The sequence below is a fragment of the Mesorhizobium shonense genome, from assembly GCF_040545255.1.
GTDB lineage: Bacteria > Pseudomonadota > Alphaproteobacteria > Rhizobiales > Rhizobiaceae > Mesorhizobium > Mesorhizobium shonense.
In genome coordinates this window covers 55,064-67,918 of sequence record NZ_JBEPLM010000005.1, presented here as the reverse complement: position 1 = coordinate 67,918, position 12,855 = coordinate 55,064, and the positions used below count along the sequence as shown (strand labels likewise).

At 62.8% G+C, this 12,855-nt stretch carries 14 protein-coding genes; 8 read left to right on the top strand and 6 right to left on the bottom strand.

The window, feature by feature from the left end:
- Nucleotides 1-4: 4 nt before the first annotated feature.
- On the bottom strand, nt 5-403 hold the full coding sequence (locus ABID26_RS15080; protein ID WP_292298670.1) for a SpoIIAA family protein: 399 nt from the start codon (nt 401-403) through the stop codon (nt 5-7).
- A 215-nt stretch (nt 404-618) separates the two neighbouring features.
- Here ABID26_RS15080 and ABID26_RS15075 point away from each other — a divergent pair, with 215 nt between their 5' ends.
- The 3 genes from ABID26_RS15075 to ABID26_RS15065 all read left to right on the top strand — a co-directional run bounded on the left by ABID26_RS15075 (nt 619) and on the right by ABID26_RS15065 (nt 5,434).
- The gene (locus ABID26_RS15075; RefSeq protein ID WP_126099502.1) at nt 619-1,359 is read left to right on the top strand and encodes a pyridoxine 5'-phosphate synthase; all 741 of its coding nucleotides are present in this window, start codon (nt 619-621) and stop codon (nt 1,357-1,359) included.
- Between the two features lie 92 nt (nt 1,360-1,451).
- Nucleotides 1,452-3,368 carry a potassium transporter Kup gene (locus ABID26_RS15070; RefSeq protein WP_292298676.1) on the top strand — a complete coding sequence of 639 codons (1,917 nt, stop codon included), beginning with the start codon at nt 1,452-1,454 and terminating at the stop codon, nt 3,366-3,368.
- 149 nt (nt 3,369-3,517) lie between these two features.
- Nucleotides 3,518-5,434 (top strand): potassium transporter Kup, encoded by a 1,917-nt coding sequence (locus tag ABID26_RS15065; RefSeq protein ID WP_292298678.1) that lies wholly within the window; start codon nt 3,518-3,520, stop codon nt 5,432-5,434.
- A 46-nt stretch (nt 5,435-5,480) separates the two neighbouring features.
- Here the strand turns inward: ABID26_RS15065 and ABID26_RS15060 are convergent, their stop codons facing one another.
- Nucleotides 5,481-6,392, bottom strand: a complete 912-nt coding sequence (locus ABID26_RS15060) for an SDR family oxidoreductase (RefSeq protein WP_292371219.1) — start codon at nt 6,390-6,392, stop codon at nt 5,481-5,483.
- A gap of 169 nt (nt 6,393-6,561) precedes the next feature.
- Here ABID26_RS15060 and ABID26_RS15055 point away from each other — a divergent pair, with 169 nt between their 5' ends.
- Complete coding sequence (locus tag ABID26_RS15055; RefSeq protein WP_126099506.1) at nt 6,562-6,972, top strand: winged helix-turn-helix transcriptional regulator; 411 nt, start codon at nt 6,562-6,564, stop codon at nt 6,970-6,972.
- Between the two features lie 90 nt (nt 6,973-7,062).
- The gene (locus tag ABID26_RS15050) at nt 7,063-8,292 is read left to right on the top strand and encodes an FAD-dependent oxidoreductase (protein ID WP_354415922.1); all 1,230 of its coding nucleotides are present in this window, start codon (nt 7,063-7,065) and stop codon (nt 8,290-8,292) included.
- On the opposite strand, the gene ABID26_RS15045 is transcribed toward ABID26_RS15050, so the two are convergent.
- Nucleotides 8,246-8,965, bottom strand: a complete 720-nt coding sequence (locus ABID26_RS15045) for a glutathione S-transferase family protein (protein WP_292298684.1) — start codon at nt 8,963-8,965, stop codon at nt 8,246-8,248. The genes ABID26_RS15050 and ABID26_RS15045 overlap by 47 nt on opposite strands.
- A gap of 1 nt (nt 8,966) precedes the next feature.
- Entirely contained in the window at nt 8,967-9,272 is a 306-nt protein-coding gene (locus tag ABID26_RS15040) for a Rieske (2Fe-2S) protein (RefSeq protein WP_292298686.1), read from the bottom strand.
- A 97-nt stretch (nt 9,273-9,369) separates the two neighbouring features.
- Between ABID26_RS15040 and ABID26_RS15035 the strand changes: the two genes are divergently transcribed.
- On the top strand, nt 9,370-9,825 hold the full coding sequence (locus ABID26_RS15035; RefSeq protein WP_292342379.1) for a MarR family winged helix-turn-helix transcriptional regulator: 456 nt from the start codon (nt 9,370-9,372) through the stop codon (nt 9,823-9,825).
- Between the two features lie 37 nt (nt 9,826-9,862).
- Here the strand turns inward: ABID26_RS15035 and ABID26_RS15030 are convergent, their stop codons facing one another.
- The gene (locus ABID26_RS15030) at nt 9,863-10,294 is read right to left on the bottom strand and encodes a DUF1772 domain-containing protein (RefSeq protein WP_189521556.1); all 432 of its coding nucleotides are present in this window, start codon (nt 10,292-10,294) and stop codon (nt 9,863-9,865) included.
- Nucleotides 10,295-10,414: 120 nt separating this feature from the next.
- Here ABID26_RS15030 and ABID26_RS15025 point away from each other — a divergent pair, with 120 nt between their 5' ends.
- Together ABID26_RS15025 and ilvC are read left to right on the top strand one after the other, a co-directional pair.
- Nucleotides 10,415-11,077 carry a TetR/AcrR family transcriptional regulator gene (locus ABID26_RS15025; RefSeq protein WP_292298690.1) on the top strand — a complete coding sequence of 221 codons (663 nt, stop codon included), beginning with the start codon at nt 10,415-10,417 and terminating at the stop codon, nt 11,075-11,077.
- A gap of 129 nt (nt 11,078-11,206) precedes the next feature.
- The gene (ilvC, locus tag ABID26_RS15020; RefSeq protein ID WP_059185284.1) at nt 11,207-12,226 is read left to right on the top strand and encodes a ketol-acid reductoisomerase; all 1,020 of its coding nucleotides are present in this window, start codon (nt 11,207-11,209) and stop codon (nt 12,224-12,226) included.
- Between the two features lie 260 nt (nt 12,227-12,486).
- On the opposite strand, the gene ABID26_RS15015 is transcribed toward ilvC, so the two are convergent.
- Complete coding sequence (locus ABID26_RS15015) at nt 12,487-12,771, bottom strand: PilZ domain-containing protein (protein WP_354415921.1); 285 nt, start codon at nt 12,769-12,771, stop codon at nt 12,487-12,489.
- Between the last annotated feature and the right edge of the window lie 84 nt (nt 12,772-12,855).

Sequence of the window (12,855 nt, the reverse complement as noted above, 5' to 3'; positions counted from 1 at the left end):
CCGCTTACCCTTCTGGCCTCGCGCCGAGCCATCGCCAGGCGGCGGCTTCGTCATCACTGTCGAAATGCCTGAACTCGAATGGCAAAGCCTTCGGAAAGAGGCCTCCGACAAAGGATGCCCAGCGCGGTTCGCCGATAGCCGCGCAGCGGACGACATGTTCCAAAGCATCGGCCAAACCTTGTCGGATCGTCTTTTCCGAAATATTGGCCCAATCGACGCTCTCCTCGTCGGTCAATCTGACCAGCACGTCGATCCTCGGATGCAGGGCATAGGCCGCTTCGAGCAGGCCGAACAGGTTTTCCGCGTCCGCCGGCGAAACATCTCCAACGACGTCGATGGCAAAAAGCGCGTCGCGATTGGTCTCGATGCGGCGTATCGCTGGCACGGCTTCGAGAAAATTCACTGGCAAATCCTTGCGTTGGCCACCATCTCGCCATCTGGAACACCGGAAACCCTCTATCTGTTCCCTGCAAAGGCGCTATAGATGCCCGCCAAATGCCAGGGTGGTTCAGCGTTTGACAGAGCTGCTGAGCCGCTGTGAGTATTTGTTCTTACGCAATTCCAGACGGAAAGCCGCTACGCACTTTTCCTGGAATTGCTCCAACTGGACGCTGGATCATGCCCGCAAAGCTTTCGGTCAACCTCAACGCCGTCGCCATGTTGCGCAACCGCCGCGACCTGCCGTGGCCGAGCGTCACGGGGCTCGGCCGCATCGCGCTGGCCGCCGGGGCGCATGGACTGACTGTCCATCCACGCCCCGACGAGCGGCACACCAGGCATTCCGACCTGCCGGAGATCAGGGCGCTGATCGACGACGAGTTTCCGGCAGCGGAATTCAACATCGAAGGCTATCCGAATGAGGATTTCCTGGCGCTTGTCGAGAAGAACCAGCCCGAGCAGGTGACGCTGGTGCCCGACGACCCGGCCCAGGCGACATCCGACCATGGCTGGAACTTCGTCGCCCAGGCGGCGTTCCTGACGCCGATCGTCAAGCGGCTGAAGAAGGGGGGTTTTCGTGTGTCGCTGTTTTCCGACGCCGATCCGGCCGGCGTGAATGCCGCCCGCGACACCGGCGCCGACCGGATCGAACTCTATACCGGCCCGTACGGCAGCTGCCATTCCGATTCCGCCAAGGCGGCGAAAGTATTGGAAAAGCTGGGAAAAACCGCAGATGCGGCAATTGCGGCGGGGCTCCAGGTCAATGCCGGTCACGATCTGACCGTGAACAACCTGCCGGCGCTCGCCAAGCGTATCCCGGCATTGGCCGAAGTGTCGATCGGACATGGGTTGACAGCCGATGCGCTGGAGTATGGCATGGCCGGCACGGTGGGACGGTTCTTGAAGGCCTGTGGATGGTAGGGCAAGGAAGCCTTGCGTAGTTCCGGCGGTTATCGCGTATCGCGTGCATTGCAGCGACCGGAAAACATCGGGCATCTGACAAAGTGGGGTCCATGGTGCTAGCCAACGCCAGCAGCGAGTCGGAAACCCTCGAACACTCGGCCTATGCCGACACCGAACGCCACCACAGCACCAAGGTTCTCATGCTTGGCGCACTCGGCGTCGTCTACGGCGATATCGGCACCAGCCCAATCTACGCCTTTCGGGAGGCGTTGCACGCCTCCGGGGGCGCAGTCGCCCGGGACGATGTGCTTGGCGTGCTGTCGCTGATCGTCTGGGCGCTGACGATCATCGTCACGATCAAATATGTTGCTTTCGTGCTGAGGGCCGACAACAAGGGCGAAGGCGGTACGCTGTCGCTGATGTCGCTTGCACGCAGCGCCTATCCCAACGGATCCGGGCTTATCCTCACGATCGGCCTTTGCGGCGCGGCGCTGTTCTTCGGCGATTCGATCATCACTCCAGCCATTTCCGTGCTTTCCGCGGTGGAAGGCCTGGAAGTCGTCACGCCGGCGCTCGACGCTTATGTCGTTCCGATCACGCTGGTCATCCTGGCGGTGCTTTTTACCGTGCAGCGCTTCGGCACCGGCAAGGTGGCGACTGTCTTCGGGCCGGTGACGGCGACGTGGTTCGTGGCTATCGGCGTTGCCGGCCTCTATCATATCGTCGACGATTGGTCCGTCCTGCTGGCGATCAATCCGTACTATGCCATCTATTATCTGGCGACCACGCCGACCGGAGCCTTCGTCACCGTCGGCGCCGTTTTCCTGGCGGTTACCGGCGCCGAGGCGCTCTATGTCGACCTCGGCCATTTCGGCCGCAAACCGATCGTGCTGGCCTGGTTTTCGGTGGTTTTCCCTTGCCTGCTCCTCAACTATTTCGGGCAGGGCGCCTTCGTGCTCTCGCATGGCGGCAAGCCGACCAACCCGTTCTTCCAGATGTTGCCCGAATGGGCGCTGATGCCGATGGTCGGACTGGCGACGGCGGCGACGGTGATCGCCAGCCAGGCGGTCATTTCAGGCGCCTTCTCGCTGACCAGGCAGGCTGTGCAGCTCAACCTTCTGCCGCGCATCGAGGTGCAGCACACATCCGAGATGCAGAGCGGACAGATCTACATGCCCAGGGTCAATCTGCTGGTCGCGCTCGGTGTGATGCTTCTGGTCGTCGGCTTCGGCAGTTCGAGCGCGCTGGCCGCCGCCTATGGCATTTCGGTGACCGGCGAGATGCTGATGACGACGGTGCTGCTGTTTGTCGTCATGCGTTGGCTCTGGAAGTGGCAACTGGCTGTCGCCGTCGCGCTGGCGCTGCTCTTCGGCGTCATCGACCTCGGCTTCTTCTCGGCCAATGTCGTCAAGATCGTCGAAGGCGGCTGGGTGTCGATCACGGTGGCGTCGATCATGGGACTGATCATGTGGACCTGGATACGCGGCAGCCGCTATCTCTTCGACAAGACCCGCCGCAACGAAATCCCGCTCGACTTCCTGGCGACAAATCTCATGAAGAAGAAGCCGCAACTGGTGTCCGGCACGGCGGTTTTTCTGACCAGCGATCCACTCAGCGCGCCGACGGCCCTGATGCACAGTCTCAAGCACTACAAGGTGCTGCACGAGAAAAACGTCATCCTGTCGGTGGTGACGGCGCCGCAGCCGGTGGTGCCGGACAGCGAGCGGGTGAAGCTGGAGAGCGTCAACGAGCTGTTCATGCGGGTGTCGCTGACCTTCGGCTACATGGAGCAGCCGAACATTCCGCGCGCTTTGGCCATCTGCCGCAAGCAGGGCTGGAAGTTCGACATCATGACGACGTCCTTCTTCCTGTCGCGGCGCTCGCTAAAGGCTTCGCCCAATTCCGGCATGCCGGTCTGGCAGGACCGGCTGTTCATCGGCCTTGCGCGCACGGCGGCGGATGCGACGGAGTATTTCCAGATCCCCACCGGCCGCGTGGTCGAGATCGGCACACAGGTCGCGATCTGACCCTTCAAGCCGACACTTTGTGCGATAGATTTGAATGGACCAGGGCAGGCCGAGCCCTGCACTGGTGGCATGGGAGCCCTAACGCAAGGGCACTTGATATTGCACTGCAGCAAGCGTAGAGCACCGCGCATTTTATCGGAGTGTCGTCCATGGCCCTTGCCAATGGTGCAGAGGCAGAACCCGTCGACCAAACGGGGCATCCGGAAACAGAGCAGCATAGCACCAAGGTGCTGATGCTGGGCGCGCTTGGTATCGTCTATGGCGATATCGGAACCAGCCCGATCTACGCGTTCCGCGAGGCGTTGCATGCCTCGTCGGGCGGCGACGTCGCCAACCGCGCCGACATTCTCGGCGTGTTGTCGCTGATCATCTGGTCGCTCACCATCACGGTCACCATAAAATACATCATGTTCGTGCTGCGCGCCGACAACCGTGGCGAGGGCGGCGTGCTGTCGCTGATGGCGCTGGCGCGCGGCAGCTTCCCGACGCGCTCCGCGATCATTCTCGGCATCGGCATTATCGGCGCGTCGCTGTTCTTCGGCGACGCTGTCATCACACCCGCCATCTCCGTGCTCTCGGCGGTCGAAGGCATGAATGTCGTAACGCCCACTTTCCAGCCTTATGTCGTGCCGCTGACGCTGCTCATCCTTGCCGTTCTTTTTGCCGTGCAGCGGTTCGGCACGGGCGGCGTCGGCCTCGTATTCGGCCCGGTGACCGCCGTCTGGTTCTTCGCCATCGGCCTTTCCGGGCTCAAGCACATCATCGACGACCCCGAAATACTGTGGGCGATCAGTCCCCATTACATCGTCGCCTTCCTGATCAATTCGCCCGACGTCTCCTTCGTCACCATCGGCGCGGTGTTCCTGGCGGTAACCGGGGCCGAGGCGCTCTATGCCGACCTCGGGCATTTCGGCCGCAAGCCGATCGTGCTGGCGTGGCTGGCGATCGTGTTTCCTTGCCTGCTTTTGAACTATGCCGGGCAGGGCGCCTTCGTGCTTGCCCAGAACGGTACGGTTGGGCACCCGTTCTTCGAGATGAACGAGGGCTGGGCGCTCATCCCCATGGTGGCGCTGGCGACGGCGGCGACCGTCATCGCCAGCCAGGCGGTGATTTCCGGCGCCTACTCACTGACCAGGCAAGCGGTGCAGCTCAACATGCTGCCGCGGCTCGAAATCCTGCACACGTCGGAAAAACAGTCCGGACAGGTCTACATGCCGCGCGTCAACATGCTCTTGGCGCTTGTGGTGATGCTGCTGGTGGTCGGCTTCGGCGAGTCCAGCAGGCTTGCCTCCGCTTACGGCATCTCGGTGACCGGCAACATGCTGGTGACGACGACGCTGCTCTTCGTTGTCATGACGCGCATCTGGAAGTGGAACCTCTGGCCGGCGATCGCGCTGACGGCCGTGTTCGCGCTTATCGACATCGGCTTCTTTGCCTCCAACATCGTCAAGGTGTTCGAGGGCGGCTGGGCGTCGCTCGCCGTGGCTTTCGCCATTATCCTTGGCATGTGGACCTGGGTGCGCGGCAGCCGTTATCTGTTCGAGAAGACCCGCCGCAACGAAATCCCGCTCGACTTCCTGGCGGCAAATCTTCTGAAGAAGAAGCCGCAACTGGTGTCGGGGACCGCCGTGTTCCTGACCAGCGATCCGCTGAGCGCGCCGACCGCGCTGATGCACAGTCTCAAGCACTACAAGGTGCTGCACGAACAGAACGTCATCCTCTCGGTGGTGACTGCGCCGCAGCCCGTGGTACCCGACAGCGAGCGGGTGAAGATGGAGACGGTCAACGAGCTGTTCATGCGGGTGACGCTGACCTTCGGCTATATGGAGCAGCCGAATATCCCGCGCGCTTTGGCCATCTGCCGCAAGCAGGGCTGGAAGTTCGACATCATGACGACGTCCTTCTTCCTGTCGCGGCGCTCGTTGAAGGCTTCGCCCAATTCCGGCATGCCGATCTGGCAGGACAGGCTGTTCATCGGCCTTGCGAAAACGGCGGCGGATGCGACAGAATATTTCCAGATTCCCACGGGGCGCGTCGTCGAGATCGGCACGCAAGTGGCGATCTGAGATTGAGACCATGCCCAGACGGGCACGGTCCCAAATTCAGCGACGATCAGTGATGTGCGTGGGCTGGTCCGGTCAGCGCGGCCTTGTTTGCCTCGAGGAACTGCTTCAACGTCCGCGGCTTGCGGCCCGACAGCGTCTCGACCGCGTCGGTCACCATGCCGATACGGCCGGAGCGCGTGTTGGCGTCGAAGGAGACGATGATGCGGGCAAAGTCCTCGGGAAGGCCGGCCGCCTTGACGCCCTCGGTCAGAGCCTCGTCAGGCAATTGGATGACTTCCAGCGGCTTGCCGGTGACTTCGGTCACCAGGGCGGCGATTTCGTTCGTCGTGTAGGCCTGCGGGCCGGTCAGCGTGTAGATTTGGCTCTCCGTCGAGCCGGACGCCAGGCTCGCGGCGATCGCGGCCGCCATGTCGTCGCGCGCGCCATGGGCGATGCGCCCATCGGCGGCCGAGGTGTACCACTTGCCCGACGAAATGGCATGCGGCAGCGACATGAACAGGTTCTCCTGATACCAGCCATTGCGGAAGATGGTGTGGGGAATCCCGCTTGCCTTGATCGCCTGCTCGGTGCCGTAGTGGTCGCCGGCAAACAGCACCGGCGAAACCGGCTCGGGATTTGGCATCGAGGTGTAGAGCAGATGCGAGACGCCGGCCGCCTTGGCCGCGGCCACCGCCGCCTGATGCTGCTTGAGGCGCCGGTCGCTCTTCAGGTCGAGCTCGCCGGTCGAAATGATCAGCACCCGGTCGGCGCCCTTGAATGCCTTCTCCAGCGAGGCTTGGTTGTCGAAATCGGCCGGCCTGACGGTGATCCCCAAGGCCGCCAGATCGGCAAGGTTTTCAGGATTGCGGGTGGTGGCGATGATGCTGGCCGGCGCAACCTTCTGCGCGTTCAGCAGATGGTTGACGACGGCGCGGCCGAGATGGCCGGAGGCGCCGGTGACGAGAAGGGTTTCGGTCATGGGAGGTTCCTGAAATTGTGTCGAAGGGCGTCTGTGGTTTATGGTCTCAAAAAGAGACCAGCGCTAAAATAGGAATTGACTCGAGGCCGTAAAGAAGGCAGTTTTTCGGGAGGTAGGCACAGCCGGGGAACCACCAGGCTGGCCGTCATTCGCTCATCGGAACGTCGCCATGGACAGCAAGATCTTCAACCTGAAATCGAAGCTCGAGGTCTACAAGGCCATGACCGGTGGCGGCAATTTCGGCGATTGCCCGGTTCGCGACGTGATCCAGGGCATCAACGGCAAATGGAGCTCGCTGCTGGTCATGGCTTTGGCCGAGAGGCCTTACCGGTTCGGGGAGTTGCGCCGCCTGGTGCCCGATATCTCGCAGCGTATGCTGACGCAGACGCTCTACGACCTGCAGCGCGACGGCTATGTGCATCGCGAAGTCTTTCCGACCAAGCCGCCGAGCGTCGAATACAGCCTCACCGATCTCGGCCGCTCGATGTTCGCGCCACTGCAACTGCTCATCCAATGGGCCGAACTCAACCATGATGCGGTGCGCGAAGCGCGCGCCGCCTTCGACAACGCGCAGGCCTGAGCTTTTCCTCCCGCGGGATAAGCGTCAAAGCGCCGCTTGATCTGGCGCTTTCTGTGCGGGATTGTTCCCCGCCGGTTCGGGTTGGGGGCAATGAGCAAGTCTTACGAGATCGCGATTGCCGGCGCCGGTCCGGCCGGACTGGCCGCGGCACTCTACCTCAAGCGGGCAGGGCACAAGGTCACCATTTTCGAGCGCTTCGACGAGCCGAAGCCTGTCGGCTCTGGCCTTATGCTGCAGCCGACCGGGCTGACGGTGCTCGCCGATCTCGGCCTGCTCGACGAGATTCTTTCGCGGGGAAGCCGCATCGAGCGGCTGCACGGCACGGATGCGAAAAGCGGGAGAACAGTGCTCGACGTGCGCTACGACGCTCGGCGCGGCCGCCGCTTCGGCCTCGCCGTGCATCGCGCTGCCCTTTTCGGTGTGCTCTATCGCGCCGCCCGACGCGCGGAAATTCCCATTGAAACCAATGTCGAGATCGATGCGCTGGATACGGGAGAGCGTGCGAGGCCGGTCTGTGCCAATGGAAAGCGGCTGGGGCCCTTCGATCTGGTCGTCGATGCCAGCGGCGCGCGCTCCAGGCTGCGGCAATGCCTTGGCGACATGACTGTGCTGCGCCCACTCACTTATGGCGCCTTTTGGGCGTCCCTCGGCTGGCGTGACGGCTTTGACGAAAGGGCGCTGCTGCAGCGCTACAACAAGGCAAGCATCATGCTCGGTGTGCTGCCGGTCGGCCGGCCGGAACCTGGCGCGGAAGGCATGGCCGCGTTCTTCTGGAGCCTGAAGCCCGCCGACGTCGAACAGGTGCGGGCAGAGGGCCTCGACGCCTGGAAGGAGAGGGTGGTTTCCGTTTGGCCGGAATGCGAGGCGTTCACCAACCAGATCGACAGTTTCGAGCAGCTCTCGCTCGCCCGTTACGGCCACCACACGATGACGCTGCCGGCGGGCCGACGGCTGGCGGTGATCGGCGACGCCGCGCATTCGGCCAGCCCGCAGCTCGGGCAAGGCGCCAATATGGCCCTGCTCGACGCGGCGGCACTCAGCCACGCGCTGGCGCGGACGAACGGGATCGACGAGGCGCTGGAGGCTTATGCACGGGCGCGCCGCTGGCATGTGCGGGTCTTCCAGGCGCTGTCGTTGACGTTGACGCCGTTCTACCAGTCGGACTCTGTCGTCTTGCCGTTCGTGCGCGACCGATTGGTGGCGGTAGCGGCGAGGATCCCACCGGGACCGCAATTCCTCGCCGCCATGGTCGCCGGAACGGTGATCGACCCGTTCAGGCCGATCGGGCTTGCGGAGTTTCAATGGCCTGCAGCCGGATGATCTCGGAAAGATAAGATCCCTTTGCCCGCAGGAAGGCGTGCAGCCGCCGCGGATAGTCGGCGCCGACCGCTTCCCTGACCGATTGCCGTTTGCTCAAGGCCTCACGCCAAGTTTGGAGCAGAGGCTTTCCGTCGAGAACGCCGAAATCGCCGATGCGGTCGAAGGTGTCGAAATAGCGGAAGATCGGCCCGTAGACGGCATCTACCAGCGAGAAGCGGTCGCCGTCGAACCATGGACCGCTCTGCCTCGCCGACAATTCCGCCTCCACGCGCGCAAACATTTGCGACAGAGCTTTGCTTTCATTGGCAAAAGCGGCCTCGTCGCCAGCAGAATAGAAGCGGCCGATGGCGTTGAGGATAGCCGAGCCGAATTCGATCCAGGCGCGGTGCCGGGCCCGCATGAGCGGATCGGCCGGATGCAAGGGATTGGCCTCGGTGTCCTCGAGGAATTCGAGGATGACGGCGGATTCGAAAATGACTTCTTCCGCGTCATCTCGCCTGACGCGAAGCAAGGGCACCTTGCCGAGCGGCGAGATGGCCTTGAACCAGTCCGGCTTGTTGGCAAGGTCGACATTGACCCGCTCGAACGGCACGCCTTTCTCGGCAAGCGCAATCGCCGCGCGCTGGACGTAGGGGCAAAGGTGATGGCTGACGAGGGTTAGCCTTGCGGTCATCTCACTCTCCCCAGACATAGTTCAGCGCGCCGTCCTCGACGCGGGTCGACAGGAACATCAGGCGCGAGCCTTTTGGCGCCGGGCCTTCGAGACGCTCGCCGCTTTCCATGTCGAAGCGGGCGCCGTGCCACTGGCAAACAAATGTGCCGTCCTTGCAGTCGAGCGGCCCGCCGAAATGCAGGCAGGCATTGGCCGCGGCGCGGATGCGCTCGCCGCTGCGCCAGACATGGACCTCGCGGCCGAAGAAGGGCGCGACCAGACTGCCGGTCTCAGGGATATCGGCCACTTTACAGATTTCATGTTTCATCGGAGTACTCCCTATTGATGCAATTGCATCTATATGGATGCACTTGCATCGATCGTCAAGCTTGATGCAATTGCATCTATCGAATAGAGTCCCGCCGATGACGAAAAAATCTCCTTCGCCCGACGCCATCAAAGCCTGGGGCCGGCTGATGCGCGTATCGCGCCAGTTGGTCGAAAAGACCGAGGATGCTTTGAAGACCGAGGGTCTGCCGCCGCTTGCCTGGTACGACGTGCTGCACGAACTTGCCGAGGCGGGCGAGGGCGGCTTGCGACCGTTCGAGCTGATCGATCGCGTCCTGCTGGCGCAGTACAACGTCTCACGGCTGCTCGCCCGGCTGGAAGCGGATGGCCTGGTGGAAAAGCTGCCCGTCTCGGATGACGGCCGCGGCCAGACGGTACGCATCACGCCAAGCGGCCGGGAGACGCGCCGCCGCCTATGGGCAGTCTACGGAAAAGCCATATCGGAGCTGATGGGCGACAGGCTTTCGTCCGAGGAGTTGGAGACGCTGGCCCGTTTGCTCGGGCGGCTGCGCGATCCGCCGGTCATGGAGTGACTTGCCGCCTGAGCCGGCCCGGTGGGATCGCGCGGATTCAGGTCAGGTGGCTGCCCCACAGAAATGCCAGCGTCGCCAGCACGCCGAGGGCTGCGCGAACCAGGTGCATGTTCCCCCATCTGACGATCAAGGCCCTGGCTTGTGGATTGATGGCAGCAGCATCCATCGCCGACAGCGCCTTGTTTGTCGCCATCATCACGATCAATGTCCATGGCCAGGGCAAGATGATCAGCACCGCCCCGACCAGATAGGCAAGACTGCCGGCCTGCCACCAAGCAACGAGGCCAAGAAGACAGGCAATAGCGGCAATCGAGGCCTGCATGGCGGCGCCGCGCTTGTAGGAGGGTTGCCACTCCAGCAGCAGCGCCTTGTCGTCGAGGGTAAGCCGCGCCGGTTGCTCCGCGACGCTGACATAGACAGCGGCGCCGGTGAAGGCGGCTGCAACTGCCAAGGCAAGCAGACCGGCCAGCATCTTGTTCCTCCGGCAAGGAATGGAAAATAGCGCTTGCATGGCTTCGGACAATACGGCATAGAACCGAACCGTAACGTACGGTACGCCCTGGACTGGTGGGCGTGAGCCGAGGGAAACGTGTTGCACAGCGTGCCGGACATCGATGCCAGCGAAGCGCTCACCGAGCGGCAGCAAGCCGTTCTGGACGCCGCGCTTCGCCTGCTGGTCGAGGAGGGCGACAACCTGACCATGACAGCGGTGGCGCGGCGGGCAAGCTGTTCCAAGGAAACGCTCTACAAATGGTTCGGCGACCGCGACGGGCTGCTGACCGCGACGGTGCAATGGCAGGCCTCGAAAGTACGTGTGGCGCCGGTCGACCGGAAGGGTCTCGACCTTGCTTCGCTGACGGCAAGCCTCGAACGCTTCGCCTCCGACTGGCTGAGGGTGATTTCCAGCGATACGTCCGTCGCGCTCAACCGCGTGGCTGTCGGCCATGCTGGTTCCGGCAAGGACGATCTTGGCGCTATTGTGCTGCAGAATGGGCGTTTCGCGCTGGCCAGGCGCCTGAAGCCGGTGCTGGAAGCAGGCAAAGAGGCCGGGTTGCTTGGCTTCGACGATGCCGAGACGGCATTCCGCAGCTTTTTCGGATTGGTCGGCCGCGATGTGCAGATCCGGCTTCTGCTCGGCGACCGGCTGGAATTGACTGAAGCGGCGATCGGCGGCGATGCCGTGCGGGCGACGCAGCAGTTTCTCGCTCTTTACGGAGCAAAAACCGGGCCGCAAGGCCCTGGAGCCGGATGATTTCAGGTCAAGTCGACCTGAAATCTGAATCCGGCTCTAAAGCAAAGAGATAGAGCATGATGTCGCCCGAAAACCGCTTCACACTTTTCGGCATCATGCTCTGATCTTCAAAACGGGAAGGAAGACGAAATGCGTGTCTATTACGATCGTGACGCCGATCTCAATCTGATCAAGGGCAAGAAGGTCGCCATTATCGGCTATGGCAGCCAGGGCCGGGCGCATGCGCTCAACCTCAAGGATTCCGGCGTCAAGGAGATCGCCATCGGTCTCAAGGCCGGCTCGGCGACCGCCAAGAAGGTCGAGGCCGACGGGCTCAAGGTGATGAGCGTGGCGGATGCCGCCAAGTGGGCCGACCTGATGATGATGGCGACGCCCGACGAATTGCAGGCCGACATCTATAAGAACGAGATCGCGCCGAACATCCGCGACGGCGCCGCGATCGCCTTCGCGCACGGCCTCAACGTGCATTTCGGCCTGATCGAGCCGAAGGCTTCGGTCGACGTCGTCATGATCGCGCCGAAGGGCCCGGGCCACACGGTGCGCGGCGAATACCAGAAGGGCGGCGGCGTGCCGTGCCTGGTCGCCGTCAACCAGGATGCCTCGGGCAACGCGCTCGACCTTGCGCTCTCCTACGCCTGCGGGGTCGGCGGCGGCCGCTCCGGCATCATCGAGACCAACTTCCGCGAGGAATGCGAGACCGACCTGTTCGGCGAGCAGGTGGTGCTGTGCGGTGGCCTGGTCGAGCTGATCCGCGCCGGTTTCGAGACGCTGGTGGAAGCCGGCTACGCGCCGGAAATGGCCTATTTCGAGTGCCTGCACGAGGTCAAGCTGATCGTCGACCTGATCTATGAGGGTGGCATCGCCAACATGAACTACTCGATCTCGAACACCGCCGAATGGGGCGAGTATGTCTCGGGCCCGCGCATCATCACCGCCGACACCAAGGCTGAGATGAAGCGCATCCTGAAGGACATCCAGACCGGCAAGTTCACCTCGGAATGGATGCAGGAATACCGCGCCGGCCTGTCGCGCTTCAAGGGCATCCGCCGCAACAACGACAACCACCAGATCGAGGAAGTCGGCGCGAAGCTGCGCGCGATGATGCCGTGGATCGCCAAGAACAAGCTGGTCGACAAAGCGAAGAACTAAGGCGATCCACGTTCTCCTGCCTTGCGCGTCCTCGGGCTTCGCCCTGCGGTCGCGCGGAGTGATCGCCAGGAACAAGCTGGTCGACAAGGCCAAGAACTAAGGCGATCCACGTTCTTCTGCCTTGCGCGTCCTCGGGCTTCGCCTCTGCGGTCGCGCGGAGTGATCGCCAGGAACAAGCTGGTCGACAAAGCGAAGAACTGATTGTCGGTCTTTAGACTGTGAATCACAGGCCGGCGGAGCGATCCGCCGGCTTTTCATGCTCAGCCGTAATGCCAATGCGGCTTCGGCTCGGTGCCGGTGAATTCGACGCCGATGCGGTCCTCGCGGCGCCAGCGGACGATCGCCTTGTAGCCGACGCCGTCGGTCGCCACGTAGAGCAGGAATTCGTCGGGCACGCGCGCATCGATCGGCACCTTCAGCTCGGCGCCGCCGGGATGCATGTTGCGCACCGTGCACTTGACCTCGGAATTGTTGATGCCGGTCAGGATCGCCGCGCCTTTCAATACGCGTTGCCTGTGCTTGCCTCTCAACTCGTTCTCAGCCATGGCGGGCATGTCCTAGCGGATCGCGGCACCGCGATCGTCATGCGGGGCATCGCATCACCAATAGACGTTCCCGCTAAATTTAAG